This is a genomic window from Pseudomonas maumuensis (assembly GCF_019139675.1).
Classification (GTDB): domain Bacteria; phylum Pseudomonadota; class Gammaproteobacteria; order Pseudomonadales; family Pseudomonadaceae; genus Aquipseudomonas; species Aquipseudomonas maumuensis.
In genome coordinates, this window is record NZ_CP077077.1 from 3,073,933 (window position 1) to 3,094,016 (window position 20,084).

Sequence of the window (20,084 nt, forward strand, 5' to 3'; positions counted from 1 at the left end):
CACTGAACGCCTTGCGTCCCACCACAACTACCCAACCAAGAGGTTTGTATGAACGCCCCCTTCGATCAGCTGTCCACCTGGCTGAAAGAACACCGGATCACCGAAGTCGAATGCGTGATCAGCGACCTGACCGGCATCGCCCGCGGCAAGATCGCCCCAACCGCCAAGTTCCTCCACGAGCGCGGCATGCGCCTACCCGAAAGCGTGCTGCTGCAGACCGTCACTGGCGACTATGTCGATGACGACATCTACTACAGCCTGCTCGACGCCGCCGACATCGACATGGTCTGCCGCCCCGACCCCACGGCGGTGTACCAGATCCCCTGGGCCATCGAACCGACCGCGATCGTCATCCACGACACCTTCGACAAGCAGGGCAACCCGATCGAGCTGTCGCCGCGCAACGTGCTGAAGAAAGTGCTCAAGTTATATGCCGACAAGGGCTGGCAGCCGATCGTCGCGCCGGAGATGGAGTTCTACCTGACCCAGCGCTGCGAGGACCCTGACCTACCGCTGCAAGTGCCGCTGGGTCGCTCGGGCCGCGCCGAAAGTGGCCGTCAGTCGTTTTCCATCGATGCCGCCAACGAATTCGACCCGCTGTTCGAGGACGTCTACGACTGGTGCGAAATCCAGGGCCTGGACCTCGACACGCTGATCCATGAAGACGGCCCGGCGCAGATGGAGATCAACTTCCGCCACGGCGACGCCCTGGACCTGGCCGACCAGATCACCGTGTTCAAGCGCACGATGCGCGAGGCGGCGCTCAAGCACAACGTCACCGCCACCTTCATGGCCAAGCCGATCACCGACGAGCCGGGCAGCGCCATGCACCTGCACCAGAGCGTGGTCGACATCGCCACCGGCAAGCCGATCTTCGCCAATGACGACGGCAGCATGAGCGAGCTGTTCCTGCACCATATCGGCGGCCTGCAGAAGTACATCCCCAAGCTGCTGCCGATGTTCGCGCCGAACGTCAACTCGTTCCGCCGCTTCCTGCCCGACACCTCGGCGCCGGTGAACGTCGAATGGGGTGAGGAAAACCGTACCGCCGGCCTGCGCGTGCCAACCTCGAGCCCCGAAGCGATGCGCGTGGAGAACCGCCTTCCGGGTGCCGACGCCAACCCGTACCTGGCCATTGCCGCGAGCCTGTTGTGCGGTTACATCGGCATGGTCGAGAAGCTCGAGCCCAGCGCCCCGGTACAGGGCCGCGCCTATGAGCGGCGCAACCTGCGCCTGCCGATCACCATCGAGGACGCGTTACAGCACATGGAAGACTGCGAAAAGGTGCAGCAGTACCTGGGCCAGCAGTTCGTCCAGGGCTACGTCGCGGTCAAGCGCGCCGAGCATGAAAACTTCAAGCGCGTGATCAGCTCGTGGGAGCGCGAGTTCCTGCTGTTGAGCGTGTGATCCGCTTTGGGGGTGCTATGCACCCCTTTCGCTGGCAAGCCAGCTCCCACAACAGCAGCACAACTCCTGTGGGAGCCGGCTTGCCGACGATGGGCTGAACATTAGCCCTTACACCAGCGAACTCCAAGAACAAGACCAACGAGGTGTCGACCATGCGTCATCGCAAAGCCCTGATCCCCGCAACCTTCGCCCTGCTGTTCGGCGCTGCCGTCCAGGCCCAGCCAACGGTGAGCGTTTACAACTGGACCGACTATATCGGTGACACCACCCTGGCCGACTTCCAGGCCAGCAGCGGGATCAAGGTGGTCTATGACGTGTTCGACTCCAACGAAACCCTGGAGGGCAAGCTGCTGGCCGGACGCACCGGCTATGACGTGGTCGTGCCCTCCAACCATTTCCTTGCGCGCCAGGCCCAGGCCGGCGCGTTCCTGCCGCTGGACCGCAGCAAACTGCCGAACTGGCGCCACCTGGACCCGAAACTGCTCAAGCAGCTGGAGCAGAACGACCCGGGCAACCAGTACGCCGTACCGTACCTCTGGGGCACCAACGGCATCGGCTACAACGTCGACAAGGTCAAGGCGGTGCTGGGCATCGACAGGATCGACTCCTGGGCCGTGCTGTTCGAAGCGGAGAACCTGAAGAAGCTCAAGCAGTGCGGCGTGGCGTTCATGGACTCGCCCGACGAGCTCTACCCCGCCATGCTCAACTACCTGGGCATGAACCCGCGCAGCGAGAAGGCCGATGACTACAAGAAGGCCGAGGCCCGCCTATTGGAGCTGCGCCCGTACATCACCTACTTCCATTCCTCCAAGTACGTATCGGACCTGGCCAATGGCGATGTCTGCATCGCCTTCGGCTACTCCGGCGACGTCCTGCAGGCCGCGCACCGCGCCGAGGAGGCCGGCAACGGCGTCAAGGTCGCCTACAGCATTCCCAAGGAAGGCAGCAACCTGTGGTTCGACCTACTGGCCATCCCCAAGGACGCCAAGAACCCCGAGCAGGCCCTGGCCTTCATCAACTACCTGCTCGACCCCAAGGTGATCGCCAAGGTCAGTGCCACGGTCGGCTATGCCAACGCCAACCCCGACGCCAAGGCCGACATGGACCCGGCGCTGGTCGACAATCCCGAGATCTACCCGCCCCAGGAGGTGCTGGACAAACTGTATGTCTCGAGCATGCAGAGCCCGCCGATCCTGCGGCAGATGACCCGCTCCTGGAGCAAGATCAAGTCCAACCGCTGAGCCGAGCACACCCATGCCTCACATGACTGAACACACTGCCTCCTACTACGCCGCCTCGGCGCGCCAGGCGGCGACCTACCCCGCGCTCGACCAGGACCTGCAGGCCGATGTCTGCGTGGTCGGCGGTGGCCTGACCGGGGTCAACGCGGCCCTGGAGCTGGCCGAACGCGGCCTCTCGGTGATCCTGCTGGAGGCCCGCCGCATCGGTTGGGGCGCCAGCGGGCGCAATGGCGGGCAACTGATCCGCGGCATCGGCCATGACGTCTCGGGCTTTGCCCGGCACGTCGGCCAGGACGGCGTGCGTTACCTCAAACAGGCCGGGATCGACTCGGTGGCTCTTGTCGCCCGCCGTATCGCGCAATATGGCATCGACTGCGACCTGCGCTGGGGGTTCTGCGAGCTGGCCAATACCCCTGCCCAGTTCGCCGCATTCGAGGACGAGCAGCGCGACCTCGCCGAACTGGGCTACCCGCACGAGACCCGCCTGGTCGGCCCCGAGCGCATGCACGAGATCGTCGCCAGCGACCTGTACGCCGGTGGTCTGGTCGACATGGGCTCGGGCCATCTGCACCCGCTCGACCTGGTCCAGGGCGAAGCCCGCGCCGCCCATGGCCTGGGGGTGCGCATCTTCGAGCAGAGCCCGGTACTGCGCATCGAACATGGCAGCACGGTGACCCTGCACACCGCACGCGGCAGGGTGCGGGCGCAGAGCCTGGTACTTGGCTGCAACGCCCACCTCGACGAACTGGAGCCACGCTTGAGTGGCAAGGTGCTGCCGGCCGGCAGCTACGTGGTAGCGACCGAGCCACTGCCCGAAGGCCTGGCGCGCACGCTGATCCCGCAGAACATGGCGCTGTGCGACCAGAAAGTGGGCCTGGACTACTACCGCCTGACCGCCGACAACCGCCTGCTGTTCGGTGGCGCCTGCCACTATTCCGGCCGCGACCCCAAGGACATCGGCGCGTACATGCGGCCCAAGGTGCTCAAGGTGTTCCCGCAACTGGCCGAGGTGCGCCTGGACTACCAGTGGGGCGGCATGATCGGCATCACCGCCAACCGCTTCCCCCAGGTCGGCCGGCTCAGCCAGCACCCCAACGTGTTCTATGCCCAGGGCTACTCCGGGCATGGCTTGAACGTCACCCACTGGACCGCGAAACTGCTCGCCGAGGCCATCGCCACCGAGCAAAGCCATGGCTTCGATGTGTTCCGCGCGGTGCCGCACCTGACCTTCCCCGGCGGCAAGGCACTGCGCTCGCCGCTGCTGGCGCTGGGAATGCTGTGGTACCGCTTGCGCGAGGCACTGGGCTGACGGCCCACCGTCAAAGGATGGCCTGCAGCCCCTTGTCGGCAATGATGTTCAGCAGCTTCAAGGCCGGCCCGGCCGGGCGTGTTTCGCCCTGTTCCCACTTGCGCACTGTCGACGCGCTGGTGTGCAGGTGCAGGGCGAACACCGGTTGGCTGAAGTTAAGGGCTTCACGCAGGTGGCGGATGTCCTGGGCAGTGAACGCTCGCACCGGAGCCGGGCAGATCGCCTCGAAGTCCCTTAGCGTGACCTTGCCGACAGCACCGGCCTGCTCCAGGGCCGACAGGTCGGCACGCAATGACTCAATGAGTTTGCTGGTCACAGTGGACCTCCATCAATACCCCACAGCCCAATGCCTTGGCCAGGGCGCGGGGTGACAATTCCAGAAAAACCTTGCCGGTAAACTGCAGGGCCTTTTGCTCGGCCGACGTGACATTGGCCTGGTCGCTTTTGGCGAATCCATGCAGGAACACATATCGATCTCCAATACGAGCCGACAGGAGCGTGCGATAACCACCTCGCTTGCCACTGCAAAGGCCCGCAATGCGCTTCTTGAACAGCAAACCGCCAAGACTCGCATCAACCAGCCCGCTGTGCATCTCCAGAACTGCCCGGCAGAGCAAGTGGTCCGGCAAGCACTCCCTGGCTTGCCAGCGGGCAAACTCCCTACGCTTGTAGACATCCATGATCGGCACCCGAAACATACCCGTAAAGGGCACACTTTTCCATCGCCGATGACGAATGGCTAGTCAGCCCAATCAGGTTGATCGGTGGGAAACGGCAACTCTCGAAGGCCCGGAAACTGGCCTTCGGCCCACCACCTGCTAGCGTTGTTCTGGCCCCTTCCCTCATGGACTCGTCATCATGAAGCACCTGCCTCGCACCACCCTGCTGTGCGCTGCTCTGCTGGCCCTGGTTGCCTGCTCCAGCAACCGTGTCGATCCCAAGGACTATTCCGGGTTTCTCAAGGACTACAGCCGCCTGAAGCCGGCCGAGAGCGTCTCCGGCGCGCCGGTGATGCGCTGGATCGACCCGGACGTGAAGGCCAGCCAGTACACCAAGGTGTTCATCGAACCGAGTCAGTTCTACCCCAAGCCGCAGCCGACCAACGTGATCTCGGCGCAGACCCTGCAAGAGATCACCCGCTACTTCAACGAAGCGATGCGCCGCGAGCTGGGCAGCGTGCTCACCCTGGTCAAGGAGCCTGGCCCGAACACCATCGTGGTGCGCCCGGCGATCACCGCGGTCTCTACCAGTACCGAAGGCCTCAAGCCCTATGAAGTGATCCCCATCGCCCTGGTCGCCGCGGCGGTCAACACCGCCGCCGGTGGCCGCGACCAGGCCGTGGACATCGCCGTGGAGGCGGCCTTCCTCGATGGCGCCAGCCAGAACGTGCTGGCCCAAGTGGTGCGCAAGGGCAGCGGCAAGGACCTGGAGAACGACACCACGCAGCTGACCCTGAACGACGTCAAACCGGTGCTCGATGGCTGGGCCAGCGACATGCGCCGCAGCTTCGTGGCCCTGCAGCAGAAAGCCAAGTAAGTGACCATCTGGTCAATGCGCGACCGCTCGTCGGACATGCTGTAAAAATGCCATCACTGCCTGGCCGGCCTGCTTAACTCAAGCGGGCTGCCAGGCAGGCGGCACCGCGTATCAGGGATGGCTGCACAAGCCGGCTGCCAACAGCCGCTCGCACCGGGCAAGCCTGTTCTCCCCGCCCGGTCTCCCACCTCCTCCGCCTCTTCGCCCGCCTGCGCCAGTCGTGGTTATCGGTATGTCATTCATCGAATGCAATGGAGGCAATCATGTCTGAATCGCTGCTCGCACCGTCGGAAGGCCTTTTCCCGGTGTCCTACCTCATTGGTACCAACGCGCCAGGTGCCCCGCGCCTGCAGCTCGACCTGCTGGTCTACACGCCAGACCGCAGCGTCAACGGCCACGCGCTGATCACCCAGACCACCAACCCACCGCTGGAGCTGGCGCTGGATGTCTGGGGCACCTACAGCTACCTCACCGTGCAACCGCCAAGCGAAGGCAAGATCCTGCTGACGGTACGTGGCAACCATGGCGGCCCACACGCCAACTCGCCGGAGCAGTTCGAGCTGCGTGCGCTGCTCGACCAGGACTGGCAGAAAGGCACGGCCAGCTACCGCTACTACAACGGCCAGCGCTGGATCGAGGTGGACAACGTACCCGTCGTGCTGGAGCTCAAGCGCATCCAGACGCTGGCGAACGTCGACCTGACGACCGAACTGCACAACGCCACCCTGGAGGCAGTGATCGCCACCGGTGATGTCGCGCAACTCAAGCACCTGGCCAGCGGTGCCGTGGGCAAAGCCCTGGACCAGGCCCTCGCCTCGACCAAAAGCCCGGCCGCCAAAGCCGCCAAGAAAGCCTGAGCAGACAAGGAGAATCAGCATGTCCTTCGGACTTTTTCATACCCGCCTGAACGTCAGCAACGGGCTGCTCGGCGCCCCGATCCTGACCCTCGACCTGCTGGTGAATACCGTGCAGAAGAAGGTCACCGGCAGGGCTTCGATCATCCAGACCACGCATCCGGTTCAGGTGTTCCACGCCAAGGTGTGGGGCGGTTACAGCGAGCTGCCGTTCGCGCCCGCGGGTAGCCCGTCGATCGTCCTGCACCTGGATGGCAGCCCAAGCGGCCCGCTCAGCCAGATTGCCCAGACCTTCCACCTGCAGGGTCTGCTCGACCAAGGCTGGAATGCCGGCACCGCCAGCTACCGCTACTTCATCAACGGCCATTGGGTCGATCAGCATGGCCGCGTGCGCAAGGCGCCGGACATCACCCACCAGGATCAACCGCGACCAGCGGAGCGCCTGAAGGCCGCGATCAGGCACCTGGAAAGCGTCTGACCCGAGCGGTCCGCGGGGCAAGTCCTCCCCCACGCTTTCACGTGGGAGCGGGCTTGCCCCGCGTTCTTAGGTCAGGCCATGAAGCTGTAGGCGATCGCCGACAGCGTGATCAAGCCGATCAGCACCACGAACACATTCGACAGCTTGCCCGAATACTGCCGCAACGCCGGTACCTTCTGTACCGCGTACATCGGCATCAGGAACAGCAGGCAGGCGATCACCGGCCCACCGAGGCTCTCGATCAGCCCGAGGATGCTCGGGTTCAGGGTCGCCACCGCCCAGCAGGTCACCAGCATGAACAATGCGGTAGCGCGCTCCAGGCGCTTGGCCGGCCAGGTCTTGCCGCGCCCGCGCAGGCTCTTGACGATCATGCCCTGGAAGCCTTCGCTGGCACCGATGTAGTGGCCGAGGAAAGACTTGGTGATTGCCACCAGCGCGATCAGTGGCGCGACGAAGGCGATCACCGGGGTCTGGAAGTGGTTGGCCAGGTACGACAGGATCGAGATGTTCTGCGCCTTGGCCGCGGCCAGGTCCGCCGGGCTCAGGGCCAGCACGCAACTGAAGCAGAAGAACATCACTGTCAGCACCATCATCACATGGGCCGTGGCCAGGGTCCGGCCACTCTTGCGGTCGGCATCATTGCCATAGCGGTGCTTCTGGTCGACGGCGAAGGCCGAGATGATCGGCGAATGGTTGAACGAGAACACCATCACCGGAATCGCCAGCCATAAGGTCAGCAGCAGCTTCGAGGCGCTGATGCCCTCGTTGGCCTGGGCGAAGAAGGCGCCGTTCCAGTTGGGGATCAGGCTCAACGCCAGCAGCAGCAAGGAGGCGACGAAGGGATACACCAGCACGCTCATGGCCTTGACGATGATCTGCTGGCCGCAGCGCACCACGATCATCAAGCCGCAAATCAGCAACAGCGCCAGCAGTGCCCGCGGCGGCGCACCGATATGCAACTGGTGCTCGAAGAAGCTGGTCAGGGTATTGGTCAATGCCACGCTGTAGACCAGCAGGATCGGGAAGATGGCGAAGAAGTACAGCAAGGTGATGAGCTTGCCGGCGCCTACGCCGAAGTGCTCCTCCACTACCTCGGTGATGTCCTCGTTGCCGCCTTTGCGCCCGGACAGCACGAAGCGCGTCAGGGCGCGGTGGGCGAAGAAGGTCATGGGGAAGGCCAGCAGCGCCAGGATCAGCAGCGGCCAGAAGCCCCCGACCCCGGCATTGATCGGCAGGAACAGGGTGCCGGCGCCGATCGCCGTGCCATACAGGCCCAGGGCCCAGGTGGTGTCGTGACGGTTCCAGGTGGTCGAGCCACTGGCCAAAGCCGGGGCAGCCGAATCCGCACGAACGCTCGTGGTGCTTTGTACATCAGTCATGGGTATCGCCTTGTAGTTGTTTTTGTCGCAGGTACAGCGGGTGTTGCAGGTTCAATCAGGTTTGTGCGGCACGTCGTGGCAGCGCGCCCGCTCCCACGACGTCAAAGGCTTGTTTTCAGCACTCGACGAACGCGACGGCCAGGCCGCCGCGGGAGGTTTCCTTGTAGTTGGCGTGCATGTCCGCGCCGGTATCGCGCATGGTGCGGATCACCCGGTCGAGGGAGATGAAGTGCTCGCCATCGCCACGCAAGGCCATCTGCACGGCGTTGATGGCCTTCACCGCGGCAATCGCATTGCGCTCGATGCACGGGATCTGCACCAGGCCACCCACCGGGTCGCAGGTCAGCCCGAGGTTGTGCTCCAGGGCGATCTCGGCGGCGTTTTCCAGCTGCGGCGGGGTCGCGCCAAGCACTTCGGCGAGCCCTGCGGCGGCCATCGAGCAGGCCGAGCCCACTTCACCCTGGCAACCGACTTCGGCGCCGGAAATCGAAGCGTTCTTCTTGCACAGGATGCCCACTGCGGCAGCGGCCAGGAGAAACGCCACCACATCGTCGTCACAGGCGCCGGGGTTGAACTTCATGTAGTAGTGCAGCACCGCCGGGATGATTCCCGCCGCGCCATTGGTGGGCGCGGTGACCATGCGCCCGCCGGCGGCGTTCTCTTCGTTGACCGCCAGGGCGAACAAGTTGACCCACTCCATGGCGCTGAGGGTCGAGCCGATCACGTTGGGCTTACCGACTTCCTGCAGGCTGCGGTGCAGGCGCGCCGCCCGGCGCTTGACCTTGAGCCCGCCGGGCAGGATGCCTTCGTTGCGCAGGCCGTTGTCGACGCACTCGCCCATCGCCGCCCAGATCTTCAACAGGCCTTCGCGAACCTCGCTTTCCGGACGCCAGGCGCACTCGTTGGCCAGCATCAGCTGGCTGACGCTGAGGTTGTGGGCCTTGCACAGGGCCAGCAGTTCGGCACCGCTAGAAAATTCGTAAGGCAGCTCGACCAGGCCCTCGTCGCTCGAAGGCGCATCGATTTCAGCTTGTTCGACGATGAAGCCGCCACCCACCGAAAAGTAGGTCTGGCTGAACAGGCTGCCCTGCCCGTCGAAGCTTTCCAGGGTCATCGCATTGGGATGGTAGGCCAGGCTCTCGTCCAGCAGGCGCATGTCGCGGCTGTACTGGAAGTCGATCGGATGACTGCCGTCGAGCATCAGGCATTGCTCCTGCATCAGCTGGTCGATGCGTGGCTCGATGCTGTGCGGGTCGATCCGATCAGGCCATTGGCCCATCAGCCCCAGCAGGCAGGCACGGTCGGTGGCATGCCCGACTCCGGTGGCCGACAGCGAGCCATAGAGGCGCACCTCGACCCGGCGCACCTGGGCCAGCAGGCCGCGCTCACGCAAGGCCTGGGCGAAGGTCGCCGCGGCGCGCATAGGGCCGACGGTGTGGGAGCTGGATGGGCCGATGCCAATCTTGAAAAGGTCGAAAACACTGATAGCCATGCTAATGCCTGACCGTGGCGGCGATCTGCGACACGCCACGGCTCTCCGGAAAATTTGAGCGGTATTGCCAAGTTGCGCGATACTGCCGCGCTCAGGCCAGCTTGACCAACGAAACTTCCTACACAAGCCTTTAGCAGGACTAAACAATGAAAGGCCCACTCAATGGCCAGGTGTTCGTCTGGCTGCACGTGTTCTCCTGTGCGGCGCGACACCTGTCGTTCACCCGCTGCGCCGAAGAGCTGCACATCACCCCCGGAGCGGTCAGCCAGCAGATGCGCCAACTAGAGGAGCGCCTGGGCTTTCGCCTGTTCCTGCGCCGCGCCCGCGGCGTCGAGTTGTCCGCCGAGGGCCAACGCCTGGCACAGACCGTGGCCGAAGCCTACGGCAGCATCGAAGCCGAGCTGCTGCGCCTGGACGCCGGCGAGATCCGCGGCACCCTGCGCCTGCGTTCGATCCCCTCGTTCCTGGCCAAGTGGCTGACCCCGCGCCTGCCGCGCTTCCAGCAACGCTATCCGGACATCGAGCTGCGCCTGGTGGCCGAGGACAGCAACCAGGCGCTGCACCCGGAAGACTTCGACCTGGCCATCGACCTCAACGACGGCAGCTATCCGGGCATGCTCTCCACGCCTCTGCTCGACGAGCAGATCTTCCCGGTGTGCTCGCCTGCCCTGCTGCGTGGTCGTCCGCCCCTGCACGGGCCAGCGGGCTTGGCCCACTACCCGCTGCTGCATGACATCACCGCCTGGCGCGGCAGTTCGGAATACGCCGAGTGGGAGTTCTACCTCGACGGCATCGGTGCCGGCGGACTGGACGTGCGCCGTGGGCACACCTTCAACCGCAACCACCTGACCATTGAGGCCGCCATCGCCGGCGTCGGCGTGGCCATCGCCCGGCGTACCCTGCTCAACGACGAACTGGAGCGCGGCGCGCTGATCGTGCCGTTCGGGGTACCGATCGCCAACCACAAGCGTTATGTGCTGCTGTATCCACCGGGCGGGCTGAGCCAGCCTGGGGCGCGGGCGGTGCATGACTGGCTGGTTGAAGAGGCGCAGAGCTTTCGCGCCATGCACCCATTGGCACTGCCGGCGACTTAAATCAATACCTCTTTAAATGCTAATGATTAGCATTGAGGATTTGCCTTTCTGATTCGGAATCCCTAGTGAATGCCTTCACTTACTTGCGAATCGAAAGGACTCCAGCATGTCGCAACAACGTGTCAGCCCGGCGCAGCAGCCGGCTGTGCCCCACTTCGACCTCAATCGCATTTTCACCGCCATGCACATGGCTTTGCTGCTCGGCCTGGGCGGCGCGTCCATGGGGGTGACTGCGGCGCAGACCGAGGAAGTGGAAAAGCCCCGCCACGGCCAGCCCACCGGCAGCCTGGAGCTGTCCGAAACCATGGTCGAAGGCAGCCGCGACGCCCCCAGTGCATTGCCGCCAGTCTACGCCGGTGGCCAGGTGGCCTCGGGCGGCCGGGTCGGGCTGCTGGGCAACAAGGACTTCATGGAGACGCCGTTCAGCACCATCAGCTACACCGAGAAATACATCGAGGACACCCAGGCCCAGACCATCACCGATGTCATCGCCGCCACCGACCCGTCGGTGTTCAGCAACGGCCTCAAGGGCACCTACAGCGAGAACTACTCGATCCGCGGCTTCAACTCCAACATCAACGACGTGAGCATCGGCGGCCTGTACGGCATGGCGCCCTACTACCGGATCTCGCCCGAGATGTTCGAGCGCGTCGAGGTGCTCAAGGGCCCGTCCGCCCTGCTCAACGGCATGCCGCCAGGCGGCTCGGTGGCCGGCAGCATCAACCTGGTGCCCAAGCGCGCGGGCGCCGAACCGCTGACGCGGATCACCGGCACCTACATGTCGGACGCGCAGTTCGGCGGGCACCTCGACGTCGGCCGTCGCTTCGGCGAGGAACAACAGTTCGGCGTGCGCTTCAACAGCGTCTACCGCGACGGCGATACCGCCACCGACCACCAGCGCATGAAGGCCGAGCTCAATGCCCTGGGCCTGGACTGGCGTGGCGAGCGTGCGCGGCTGTCCGCCGACCTGTACCAAAGCGAGGACCGGGTCAGGGGCCAGAACCGCGGCATTGGCCTGGCCGAGGGCGTACCGGTGCCCAGGCCGCCGAAGTCCGAGACTTTGCTCAACCCGGACTGGGGCTTCGTCCAGACCCGCGACAAGGGCGTGATCGTGCGCGGCGAGTACGACCTAAACGACAACCTCATGGCCTATGCCGCCGCCGGCACCAGCAAGACCGACTATGCCTACAGTGGCACCATGCTCGCCGAGGTGTTCAACACCGCCGGGGACATGGAGACACGCATGGGCCAGTTGAAGATCGACCTGAAGAAGACCTCGGGCGAAGCCGGCCTGCGCGGCCATTTCGACACCTTCGGCGTGGGTCATCAGTGGTCGCTCAACGCCACGCACTATTCGGATAAGCAACGCGACTATGGTCGGCGTGACATCCCGGGCGCGGAGTGGATCAACAATATCTACCACCCGGTCTGGGGTCCCGAGGCCGCCAGGAGCTACCCACCCATCTCCCACACCGAATCACGCCTGAGCAGCTACGGCCTGGCCGACACCCTGTCGTTCCTCGACGAACGCCTGCAACTCACCCTGGGCGTGCGTCGCCAGCAGGTGCTGACCGACAGCTTCGACGTCAGCAACGGCGCGCACACCACACGCTACAACGAGAGTGCCACGACCCCAGCGGCGGCAGTGCTGGTCAAGGTCACCGACGAGGTGTCGCTGTACGCCAACTACATCGAGGGCCTGAGCAAGGGCGCCATCGCGCCGTTCAATACGGCCAATCGCGGCGAGGTCTTCGCCCCCTACAAATCCAAGCAGAAGGAAGTCGGCGTCAAGCTCGACCTCGGCGACTTCGCCCACACCCTGAGCCTGTACCAGATAGAACGCCCCAGCAGCTTCACCGACCCGGTAACCAGAGTGTTCTCCTTCGGCGGCGAACAGCGCAACCGCGGGCTCGAATGGAGCTTCTTCGGCACACCGCTGACCGATGTGCGGCTGATGGGCGGCGTGGCCCGCCTCGATCCCAAAGTGACCAAGGCCGCAAGCGGCTCGGATGAAGGCAAGACCGCTACCGGCCAACCGAAACTGCAGGGCAAGCTCGGTGTGGAGTGGGACACCCCACTGCTCGATGGCCTGACCTTGACAGCCAACGCCAACGCCGTGTCGAAACAGTACATCAGCAGCGACAACAGCCAGTCGATTCCCGGCTACACCATCTACGACGTCGGTGCCCGCTATCGGCTGCAGGTCGCCGACCACCCGGTGACCTTGCGTGGCACGGTGGAGAACGTGACCAACAAGGCCTACTGGGGCATGCCGCTGCTCACCAGCCTGGGGCTGGGTGCGCCACGCACCGTGCAGCTGTCCGCCAGCATCGACTTCTGATCCTAGTCCGCCTTGCCCACCGGCATCGGTTGCCCCGCCAGGACACTGGCGGGCGTGACCACCTGCCCTAGGTCGATGTGGCGGAAATCCGGCTTGGCCCCGAGTCGCGCATTGAAGCGCACGTTGAAGGTGAACGGGTCGTCGGTCGGCATGTCCAGCGACCGCCCATAGAGCGCGCTGACCGCCTTGTCGTCGTAGCCCATCAGCTTGAGCATCGTGGGGAACAGGTTGTAATGGCTGGAGGCATTACGGTTCACCGCCAGGTTGCCTTCCCAATCCAGTGTCCTGAGGCCCTGCCCCTGGATCACTACCAGCGGTACCAGGCCCTCCTCTGGCACCGGGTCGCTGTCGCAATGAGTGTTCAGCCCTGGGTTGCCACGCTCATGCAGGTCCTGGCCATGGTCGGAGGTGTACAGCACCACGGCCTGGCTGAGGTCGGCCTCGGCGAACAAGCGGCGGAAGAACTCGCCGACGTTCCACAATACGGTGTTCTGGTAGGCATTGCGGTACAGCACCCAGTCCTGCGGGCGTCCGTCGAAACCGTCGCGGGTGCCGGTCTCGGCGATATCGACGTAGCGGCCCCGTGGCAAGGCCGGCTGGTATTTGAGGAAGTCGTCCGGATACTTGTCATGCACAGGGAAGTGGGCGCCGACCTTATTCACCACGATCAGCTGCGGCTTGCCATCCTTGAGCAGCGCCACCAACCGATCGAGCGCCGCCATGTCGCGCTGCACCACGGGGATGTCGTCGAACTGGATGAACTGGTCGATATCGCGCTTCTCGGTCAAGGTCATCAGGTTCTGCAGGTTGCCGCCAGTGCATTGCCCGTCGATATAGACCGTCTCCAGGCCCGCGCGCTTGGCGTACTGCCAGATCGACGGCTGGGTCGAGTTGATGCGCAGGTAGTCGTCGCGGGTGCCGCCATAGCGCAGGGTGACATTGGTGTCGACGCTGCAGTTGGCGATGGAGGCGGCGTAGCCGAAATTGACGATCTGCACGCCAGGCTGGGCCTGGGCCAGATGGCTGGTGACCCCGGCCGGGGTGTTCAGGTCCAGGTAGTTGCCCGAAATGCTCTCGTCGATCAGCAGCACGATATCCCGTGCCATCGTCGGCCCCGACTGCGCAAGGGTCACGGGCTGACGCGGCCCGACATGGTCGTGCAGGGTCTCGTAGGTGAACAGGCTCAGGTAGGCCAGCGGCGTGTACATCACCGGCAGCCCGCGGGCGCCCTCGCCGGCCCGCACGAACAGGATGGCGACCAGCGCCAGCAACCCAAGTACCGGTGCCAGCGGCGGTAGCCGGCGCGGCAGCTTCGGCGTCGGCCCCGGACGCAGGCCGATGCCCAGCAGCAACAGCAGCGCCCGCGCCGCAGCGAGGGTTATAGCGTAGTGATATTGCTGCAGCGCCTCCTGGACGAAACCGCCGGCGTAGACCATAGACACGAAGGCGCTATAGGTCAGGTAGGAATCGGTGATGCGGTTATAAGCGTCAAGAAAGATCGCGCTGATCGTGAAGGCCAGGGCCAGCACCCAACGCAGCCAGCCGGGGCGGGTGAACGCCGCCAGCACAAGGGCCACGGCCAGCATCGCGAACATGCCCAGGTACAGCACCAACGGCACGCCAATACCCAGGGCTTCTATACGCTCGCGGTAATAGGCGTGAAAGCTGGCCAGATAGACCAGCAGTAACAAAAACTTGATCCATCCGCGCATGTTTCAGCCACTCCGGTCATGGAATTCTTCTCAAACCGTAGCAGTTGTGAAACAAACCACAACGCAAAAAAGTCAAATTTCCGACGACATGCCGACACCGGAATCTGGCACCGCCCGCAAGCTGTTGTTGATTATCTCTATCGTCTGCAACCCGCTTGTTTCGCCGCATTGGACCGTTCATCGGTTCGTCGAACGGCCAATTGCCACTAGGTATGCTCGCTAACACACGGATTGGAAACGGGTTGGTGGCAGATGGCCCGTTTCGTTGGAGTCTGTAAATGCGACGAAACATGCCATTGCTTTGACGCAATTCCCCGGCACTGAGCTATACCCAATTCACACCACTGTTTCATCTCCCTTACTCATCCATTCGAGGCACCGCGCATGGACGTGAGCGTTTTTGGCACCGGTTATGTCGGACTGGTACAGGCAGCAGCCCTGGCGGACGTAGGTCATCGGGTTCTCTGCGTGGATGTCGATACCCACAAGATCAACCAGTTACGCCAGGGTGTACCGCCGATCAGCGAGCCGGGCCTGTCGGACCTGCTCGAGGACAACATCAAGGAAGGCCGCCTGCTGTTCAGCACCCAGGCCAGCGATGCGGTCAGCCATGCCGAGCTGATCTTCATCGCCGTCGGCACGCCGCCCGATGAGGATGGTTCAGCTGACCTGACCCACGTGCTCAACGTCACCCGGCAAATCGCCGCGCTGATGGAAACCGACCACACCTTGATCATCAAGTCCACCGTGCCGGTAGGCACCGCCGACCAGGTCATGGCGCTGGCCCGCGACGAATTGCAGCGCCTGGGCAAGGGCCAGTTGCAGGTACGCGTGGTGTCCAATCCCGAATTTCTCAAGGAAGGCAGCGCCCTGGCCGACTGCATGCGCCCGGACCGCATAATCGTCGGCACCCTCGACGAAGTGGCCCATGACCAGTTGGCCGAACTGTACGCGCCGTTCTGCCGCAATCACGAAAAGCTGATGTTCATGGACAACCGCAGCGCCGAGCTGACCAAGTACGCCGCCAACGCCATGCTCGCCACCCGCATCAGCTTCATGAACGAGCTGGCCAACCTCAGCGAACACCTGGGCGCCGACATCGAGGCGGTACGCCGGGGTATCGGCTCCGACCCGCGCATCGGCTACCACTTCATCTACCCCGGCTGCGGCTTCGGCGGCTCGTGCTTCCCCAAGGACATCAAGGCCCTGCTGCACACCGCCGCCCACAGTGGCATGCCGCTGCGCCTACTGCAGAGTGTCAGCGAGGTCAACGACCAGCAGCGGCGCATCCTCTTCGCCAAGCTCAAGCAGCGCCTCGGCGGTCTGGCGGGCAAGTCCATCGCCCTGTGGGGCCTGGCGTTCAAGCCCAACACCGACGACATGCGCGAAGCGCCCAGCCGCTACCTGATGGAAGCGTTGTGGGCCGAAGGCGCCACGGTGCGCGCCTATGACCCCGAAGCCATGGACGAATGCCGGCGCCTGTACGGCTATCGCGACGACCTGCAGCTGTGCGCCACCCGCGACGACACCTTGCAGGACGCCGACGCCCTGGTGATCTGCACCGAGTGGAAAAATTTCCGCGTGGTCGACTTCTCGATGCTCGCCAGCAAGCTGCGCGAGCGGGTGATCATCGATGGTCGCAACCTGTACAACCCGGAGCAGGTGGCCGCCCACGGCCTGCACTACAGTGGCATCGGCCTGCGCCAGGTCAGCCCGCAGGCGGATGCGCCATGAAAGTGCTGGTCACCGGCGCAGCCGGTTTCATCGGTGCCCACACCTGTCGCCAGCTGTTGCTCGAAGGGCACCAGGTGGTGGGGCTGGACAACTTCAACGACTACTACGAGCCGTCGCTCAAGCATGCCCGCGTGCACTGGGTACGCCAGACAGTAGGGGACTTTCCGCTGCACTGTCTGGACCTCGGCGACCGCGACGGCATGGCCAGGCTGTTCGCCAGCGAACGCCCGGAAGTGGTGGTACACCTTGCGGCCCAGGCTGGTGTGCGCTATTCGCTGCAGAACCCGCAGGCCTACCTGGAAAGCAACCTGGCCGGCTTCCTGAATGTGCTCGAGGGCTGCCGTCGGCACCCGGTCAAGCACCTGCTGTACGCCTCGTCCAGTTCGGTGTATGGCGCCAACCAGCAAACGCCATATCGCGTCGAAGACGCCGTTGACCACCCGCTGTCGCTGTATGCCGCCACCAAGAAGGCCAACGAGGCCATGGCCCACAGCTACAGCCACCTGTACGACATTCCTTGCAGCGGCCTGCGCTTCTTTACCGTGTACGGCCCGTGGGGCCGCCCGGACATGTCGCCGATGCAGTTCGCCAAGGCGATCAGCGAAGGCCGGCCGATCCAGCTGTTCAACTATGGCCGCCACCAGCGCGACTTCACCTACATCGACGACATCGTCGAGAGCCTGGTACGGCTGATTCCCCTGCCCCCGGTCGCCGACCCGCAGTGGGATGCGCTGAACCCGGATCCGGCCAGCAGCCATGCGCCGTGGCGGCTGTACAACATCGGCGGGCAGCGTCCGGTGGAGCTGCTCGACTACCTGGCCTTGCTCGAGAAACACCTGCAGCGCAACGCGGTGATCGAACTGCTGCCGCTGCAACCAGGCGATGTGCTGGCCACCTGTGCCGATGCTAGCGCCCTGGCCAGGGTCACCGGATTCACCCCACAGATAGGTCTCGATGAGGGGCTCAGGCGCTTCGTCGCCTGGTTCAAGAGCTACTACTCGCCCGCCGCCAGCGAAGCGGCGCCCACGGGCGAGCAGCCGAATCAACGGAGGGCGGTATGACAGGACAACCCAAGAGCGCGCAACTGCAGGCGCTGTACCAGGACAAACGCATGGACCCGGCGCACCGGCAGCGCATCGATGCCGCCATCCACATGCAGGGCCGCGGCTGGATCACGGGGCGCGCCGGTGGCCGTCCCTGGACACTGTCGCGTACCAACCGCGTGCTGTCGTGCCTGGCCGCGCTGACTCTGCTGTTACTGCTGTCGCCGCTGTTCCTGGTACTGGCGCTGCTGATCAAGCAGTCCAGCGCAGGCCCGGTGTTCTTCGTGCAAAAGCGCACCGGCTACCGTGGTCGCGCTTTCGGTATGTACAAGTTCCGCACCATGGTGGCCAACGCCGAGGCGCTCAAGGACTCGCTGCGCCACCTGAACAAGCACGGCGCCGAATCCATCGACTTCAAGATCGACAAAGACCCGCGCATCACCTCGATAGGCGGCTGGTTGCGCCGCAGCAGCCTGGACGAGCTGCCCAACCTGATCAACGTGGTCACCGGCGACATGCGCCTGGTCGGCCCGCGCCCCACTTCGTTCAACGCCTACCGCTACCACGACAACCACCTGGCGCGACTGTCGATCTACCCGGGCATGACCGGTCTGTGGCAGATCTCCGGGCGCAGCAACATCGATTTCGACCAACGTGTGGAGCTGGACCTGAGTTACATCAACGAACAGAGCCTGATGCTGGACCTGAAGATCCTGCTCAAGACCCCGTTCAAAGTCTTCACTGGCCACGGAGCAAGCTGAGATGGACGGTTCATCCTCGAGAAGCCTGACGATCGCTACCCCAAGCGAGACCAACCTGACCGCCACCGTGCTCGACCTCGACCAGCGCACCCTGCTGCTGACCGCGGCCAACACCGGCAGTGGCACCAGTACCAGCGCCCTGGCCTTCGCCAGCCAGCTGGCGCTCATGAGTGCCGGCAACGTGCTGCTGATCGACGCCAGCCTGGCACCTGGCGGCCTCAGCCAGCAACTGGGCCTGAGCAAACTGCGCGGCTACAGCGACCTGCTGTTCAACCAGGACACCCCGCCGCTGGCCCAGGACTGCATCGTGCGCCTGTCCGACCAGCCGTTCGACGTGCTGCCGGTGGGCACCTGGAAACGCGGCCGCGACCGCCTCGACCCCGAGCAATTGCGCGTGCTGCTGCACCAGTTGAGCAATCAGTACCGCTTCGTGGTGATCGACGGCGAGGCCATCTACGCCAGCGCCGACAGCCTGGTGATCGGCACCCTGGTCGACGGCGTGATCCTGGTGGTGTGCGCCGAGGAGACCCGCTGGGAAGTGGCCCAGGCCGCCAGCCAGCGCCTGACCCAGGCCGGCGCGCGATTGATCGGCAGCGTGTTCAACAAGCGCAAGTACTACATGCCCAAGTGGCTGTACGAAAATCTCTGAGAGGCCGCACAGGATGAACGCCATGAGATATCCCTCGATTGCCCTGTGCGTGCTGGCCCTGGCCGGCTGCGCCAGCCAGGAAAACCGCGAGATGCCGGTGCAGATCCTCACCGCGCCTCCCGCCGAAAGCCAGGCCACCGAAGTCGCCCGCCGCGAGCAGGTACTGCGCCCGCAGGACGTGCTGGAAGTGATCTTCCACGTCAGCAACCGCTCGGCCGGGGCCTACCGCATCCAGTCCGGCGACACCCTGGACCTGAACTTCATGGCCGCCAGCGGCCTGAACGGCAACCAGCTGGTGCAGCCCGACGGCACCATCACCCTGCCCAGCACCAATGCCGCCGTGCGCGTCGAAGGCATGACCCCTGGCGAAGCCGAAAGCGCCATCCGCCAGGCCTACCAGGACAAGCGGGTATTCAAGCCCAACCGTGACCAGGTCACCGTGCGCGTGATGAGCCCGATGACCGACGAGGTCAACCTGAAGAACGCCCTCAGCCACCCCGGCACCGGCATGAGCCGCGACATCACCGTGGGTAACGACGGCCGCGCCACCTTCCCGGAAATCGGCTCGGTGCCGCTGCAGGGCATGACCGTCAACCAGCTGCGCGACTACCTCAACGAACGCTACGCCACGTTGCCCGGGCGCATGAGCGTAGACGTACTGCTCAAGTCCACCGCCGCCAACGAGATCTACGTGCTCGGCGAAGTCGGCCAGCCCGGCGCCTTCCAGATCCGCCGCCCCGTCTCCGTGCTCGAGGCGCTGACCCTGGCCCGCGGCCCTACCCTCAAGGCCAAGCTCGGTTCGGTGGTGATCATGCGCCGCGAAGGCAACACCGTGCATGCGGTCAACTACGACGTCGACCAGGCGCTCTCCGGCGGTAGCCAGAAACTCGCCTACCTGCAGCCCGAAGACATGCTCTACGTGCCCAAGACCAAGCTTGCCAGCGCAGCCGAGCTGTCCCGGCAACTGGCCGACGTGGTGCTGTTCCAGGGCTTCGGCTTCAGCTTCAGCTACCGCGTCGACAATAAAGAAAGCGACGACTGACCGGGGGACGGA

18 protein-coding genes are annotated in these 20,084 nt (G+C 64.4%); 13 read left to right on the plus strand and 5 right to left on the minus strand.

Going from position 1 to position 20,084, the window contains the following annotated elements:
- Window positions 1-48: 48 nt before the first annotated feature.
- From KSS90_RS13820 to KSS90_RS13830, 3 genes are all read left to right on the plus strand, one after another.
- A complete protein-coding gene (locus KSS90_RS13820; protein ID WP_028689491.1) occupies window positions 49-1,407 on the plus strand; it encodes a glutamine synthetase family protein in 1,359 nt (452 codons plus the stop codon).
- Between the two features lie 152 nt (window positions 1,408-1,559).
- Window positions 1,560-2,648, plus strand: coding sequence for a polyamine ABC transporter substrate-binding protein (locus KSS90_RS13825; protein WP_217866002.1), 1,089 nt, complete (start codon window positions 1,560-1,562; stop codon window positions 2,646-2,648).
- 13 nt (window positions 2,649-2,661) lie between these two features.
- Window positions 2,662-3,957, plus strand: coding sequence for an NAD(P)/FAD-dependent oxidoreductase (locus tag KSS90_RS13830; protein ID WP_217866003.1), 1,296 nt, complete (start codon window positions 2,662-2,664; stop codon window positions 3,955-3,957).
- Window positions 3,958-3,967: 10 nt separating this feature from the next.
- Here KSS90_RS13830 and KSS90_RS13835 read toward each other — a convergent pair whose 3' ends face one another.
- Window positions 3,968-4,273 carry a helix-turn-helix domain-containing protein gene (locus tag KSS90_RS13835; protein WP_046855774.1) on the minus strand — a complete coding sequence of 102 codons (306 nt, stop codon included), beginning with the start codon at window positions 4,271-4,273 and terminating at the stop codon, window positions 3,968-3,970.
- Window positions 4,254-4,637, minus strand: coding sequence for a type II toxin-antitoxin system RelE/ParE family toxin (locus KSS90_RS13840; protein WP_217866004.1), 384 nt, complete (start codon window positions 4,635-4,637; stop codon window positions 4,254-4,256). The genes KSS90_RS13835 and KSS90_RS13840 overlap by 20 nt, the downstream gene beginning before the upstream one ends.
- 178 nt (window positions 4,638-4,815) lie before the next feature.
- Between KSS90_RS13840 and KSS90_RS13845 the strand changes: the two genes are divergently transcribed.
- The 3 genes from KSS90_RS13845 to KSS90_RS13855 all read left to right on the plus strand — a co-directional run bounded on the left by KSS90_RS13845 (window position 4,816) and on the right by KSS90_RS13855 (window position 6,825).
- Entirely contained in the window at window positions 4,816-5,493 is a 678-nt protein-coding gene (locus KSS90_RS13845; protein WP_046857799.1) for a DUF3313 domain-containing protein, read from the plus strand.
- Window positions 5,494-5,756: 263 nt separating this feature from the next.
- Window positions 5,757-6,350 carry a DUF1842 domain-containing protein gene (locus tag KSS90_RS13850; RefSeq protein ID WP_217866005.1) on the plus strand — a complete coding sequence of 198 codons (594 nt, stop codon included), beginning with the start codon at window positions 5,757-5,759 and terminating at the stop codon, window positions 6,348-6,350.
- Between the two features lie 19 nt (window positions 6,351-6,369).
- Window positions 6,370-6,825, plus strand: a complete 456-nt coding sequence (locus KSS90_RS13855; protein ID WP_217866006.1) for a DUF1842 domain-containing protein — start codon at window positions 6,370-6,372, stop codon at window positions 6,823-6,825.
- A 71-nt stretch (window positions 6,826-6,896) separates the two neighbouring features.
- On the opposite strand, the gene KSS90_RS13860 is transcribed toward KSS90_RS13855, so the two are convergent.
- Together KSS90_RS13860 and KSS90_RS13865 are read right to left on the minus strand one after the other, a co-directional pair.
- On the minus strand, window positions 6,897-8,204 hold the full coding sequence (locus KSS90_RS13860) for a serine/threonine transporter (RefSeq protein WP_217866007.1): 1,308 nt from the start codon (window positions 8,202-8,204) through the stop codon (window positions 6,897-6,899).
- A 115-nt stretch (window positions 8,205-8,319) separates the two neighbouring features.
- Window positions 8,320-9,696, minus strand: a complete 1,377-nt coding sequence (locus KSS90_RS13865) for an L-serine ammonia-lyase (RefSeq protein ID WP_217866008.1) — start codon at window positions 9,694-9,696, stop codon at window positions 8,320-8,322.
- A 146-nt stretch (window positions 9,697-9,842) separates the two neighbouring features.
- Here KSS90_RS13865 and KSS90_RS13870 point away from each other — a divergent pair, with 146 nt between their 5' ends.
- Complete coding sequence (locus KSS90_RS13870) at window positions 9,843-10,790, plus strand: LysR substrate-binding domain-containing protein (RefSeq protein ID WP_217866009.1); 948 nt, start codon at window positions 9,843-9,845, stop codon at window positions 10,788-10,790.
- 106 nt (window positions 10,791-10,896) lie between these two features.
- A complete protein-coding gene (locus KSS90_RS13875) occupies window positions 10,897-13,131 on the plus strand; it encodes a TonB-dependent receptor (protein ID WP_225933081.1) in 2,235 nt (744 codons plus the stop codon).
- Window positions 13,132-13,133: 2 nt separating this feature from the next.
- On the opposite strand, the gene KSS90_RS13880 is transcribed toward KSS90_RS13875, so the two are convergent.
- Window positions 13,134-14,843, minus strand: coding sequence for a sulfatase-like hydrolase/transferase (locus KSS90_RS13880; protein WP_217866010.1), 1,710 nt, complete (start codon window positions 14,841-14,843; stop codon window positions 13,134-13,136).
- A 384-nt stretch (window positions 14,844-15,227) separates the two neighbouring features.
- Here KSS90_RS13880 and KSS90_RS13885 point away from each other — a divergent pair, with 384 nt between their 5' ends.
- From KSS90_RS13885 to KSS90_RS13905, 5 genes are read left to right on the plus strand one after another with little or no spacing between them, the layout of a single operon-like run.
- A complete protein-coding gene (locus tag KSS90_RS13885; RefSeq protein WP_217866011.1) occupies window positions 15,228-16,577 on the plus strand; it encodes a UDP-glucose dehydrogenase family protein in 1,350 nt (449 codons plus the stop codon).
- On the plus strand, window positions 16,574-17,638 hold the full coding sequence (locus tag KSS90_RS13890) for an NAD-dependent epimerase (RefSeq protein ID WP_217866012.1): 1,065 nt from the start codon (window positions 16,574-16,576) through the stop codon (window positions 17,636-17,638). The genes KSS90_RS13885 and KSS90_RS13890 overlap by 4 nt, the downstream gene beginning before the upstream one ends.
- Complete coding sequence (locus tag KSS90_RS13895; protein ID WP_217866013.1) at window positions 17,635-18,381, plus strand: sugar transferase; 747 nt, start codon at window positions 17,635-17,637, stop codon at window positions 18,379-18,381. The genes KSS90_RS13890 and KSS90_RS13895 overlap by 4 nt, the downstream gene beginning before the upstream one ends.
- 1 nt (window position 18,382) lies before the next feature.
- Window positions 18,383-19,030, plus strand: a complete 648-nt coding sequence (locus KSS90_RS13900) for a CpsD/CapB family tyrosine-protein kinase (RefSeq protein WP_217866014.1) — start codon at window positions 18,383-18,385, stop codon at window positions 19,028-19,030.
- Window positions 19,031-19,052: 22 nt separating this feature from the next.
- Window positions 19,053-20,072, plus strand: a complete 1,020-nt coding sequence (locus KSS90_RS13905) for a polysaccharide biosynthesis/export family protein (protein WP_046855784.1) — start codon at window positions 19,053-19,055, stop codon at window positions 20,070-20,072.
- Window positions 20,073-20,084: the final 12 nt, after the last annotated feature.

What these genes read in the sequence shown, in the direction of transcription:
- KSS90_RS13840 (WP_217866004.1), bottom strand. Translation starts at nt 4,637, where the DNA reads ATGGATGTCTACAAGCGTAGGGAGTTTGCCCGCTGGCAAGCCAGGGAG.
- KSS90_RS13870 (WP_217866009.1), top strand. Translation starts at nt 9,843, where the DNA reads ATGAAAGGCCCACTCAATGGCCAGGTGTTCGTCTGGCTGCACGTGTTC.
- KSS90_RS13830 (WP_217866003.1), top strand. Translation starts at nt 2,662, where the DNA reads ATGCCTCACATGACTGAACACACTGCCTCCTACTACGCCGCCTCGGCG.
- KSS90_RS13855 (WP_217866006.1), top strand. Translation starts at nt 6,370, where the DNA reads ATGTCCTTCGGACTTTTTCATACCCGCCTGAACGTCAGCAACGGGCTG.
- KSS90_RS13905 (WP_046855784.1), top strand. Translation starts at nt 19,053, where the DNA reads ATGAGATATCCCTCGATTGCCCTGTGCGTGCTGGCCCTGGCCGGCTGC.
- KSS90_RS13875 (WP_225933081.1), top strand. Translation starts at nt 10,897, where the DNA reads ATGTCGCAACAACGTGTCAGCCCGGCGCAGCAGCCGGCTGTGCCCCAC.
- KSS90_RS13895 (WP_217866013.1), top strand. Translation starts at nt 17,635, where the DNA reads ATGACAGGACAACCCAAGAGCGCGCAACTGCAGGCGCTGTACCAGGAC.
- KSS90_RS13890 (WP_217866012.1), top strand. Translation starts at nt 16,574, where the DNA reads ATGAAAGTGCTGGTCACCGGCGCAGCCGGTTTCATCGGTGCCCACACC.
- KSS90_RS13885 (WP_217866011.1), top strand. Translation starts at nt 15,228, where the DNA reads ATGGACGTGAGCGTTTTTGGCACCGGTTATGTCGGACTGGTACAGGCA.
- KSS90_RS13820 (WP_028689491.1), top strand. Translation starts at nt 49, where the DNA reads ATGAACGCCCCCTTCGATCAGCTGTCCACCTGGCTGAAAGAACACCGG.
- KSS90_RS13860 (WP_217866007.1), bottom strand. Translation starts at nt 8,204, where the DNA reads ATGACTGATGTACAAAGCACCACGAGCGTTCGTGCGGATTCGGCTGCC.
- KSS90_RS13850 (WP_217866005.1), top strand. Translation starts at nt 5,757, where the DNA reads ATGTCTGAATCGCTGCTCGCACCGTCGGAAGGCCTTTTCCCGGTGTCC.
- KSS90_RS13880 (WP_217866010.1), bottom strand. Translation starts at nt 14,843, where the DNA reads ATGCGCGGATGGATCAAGTTTTTGTTACTGCTGGTCTATCTGGCCAGC.
- KSS90_RS13845 (WP_046857799.1), top strand. Translation starts at nt 4,816, where the DNA reads ATGAAGCACCTGCCTCGCACCACCCTGCTGTGCGCTGCTCTGCTGGCC.
- KSS90_RS13865 (WP_217866008.1), bottom strand. Translation starts at nt 9,696, where the DNA reads ATGGCTATCAGTGTTTTCGACCTTTTCAAGATTGGCATCGGCCCATCC.
- KSS90_RS13900 (WP_217866014.1), top strand. Translation starts at nt 18,383, where the DNA reads ATGGACGGTTCATCCTCGAGAAGCCTGACGATCGCTACCCCAAGCGAG.
- KSS90_RS13825 (WP_217866002.1), top strand. Translation starts at nt 1,560, where the DNA reads ATGCGTCATCGCAAAGCCCTGATCCCCGCAACCTTCGCCCTGCTGTTC.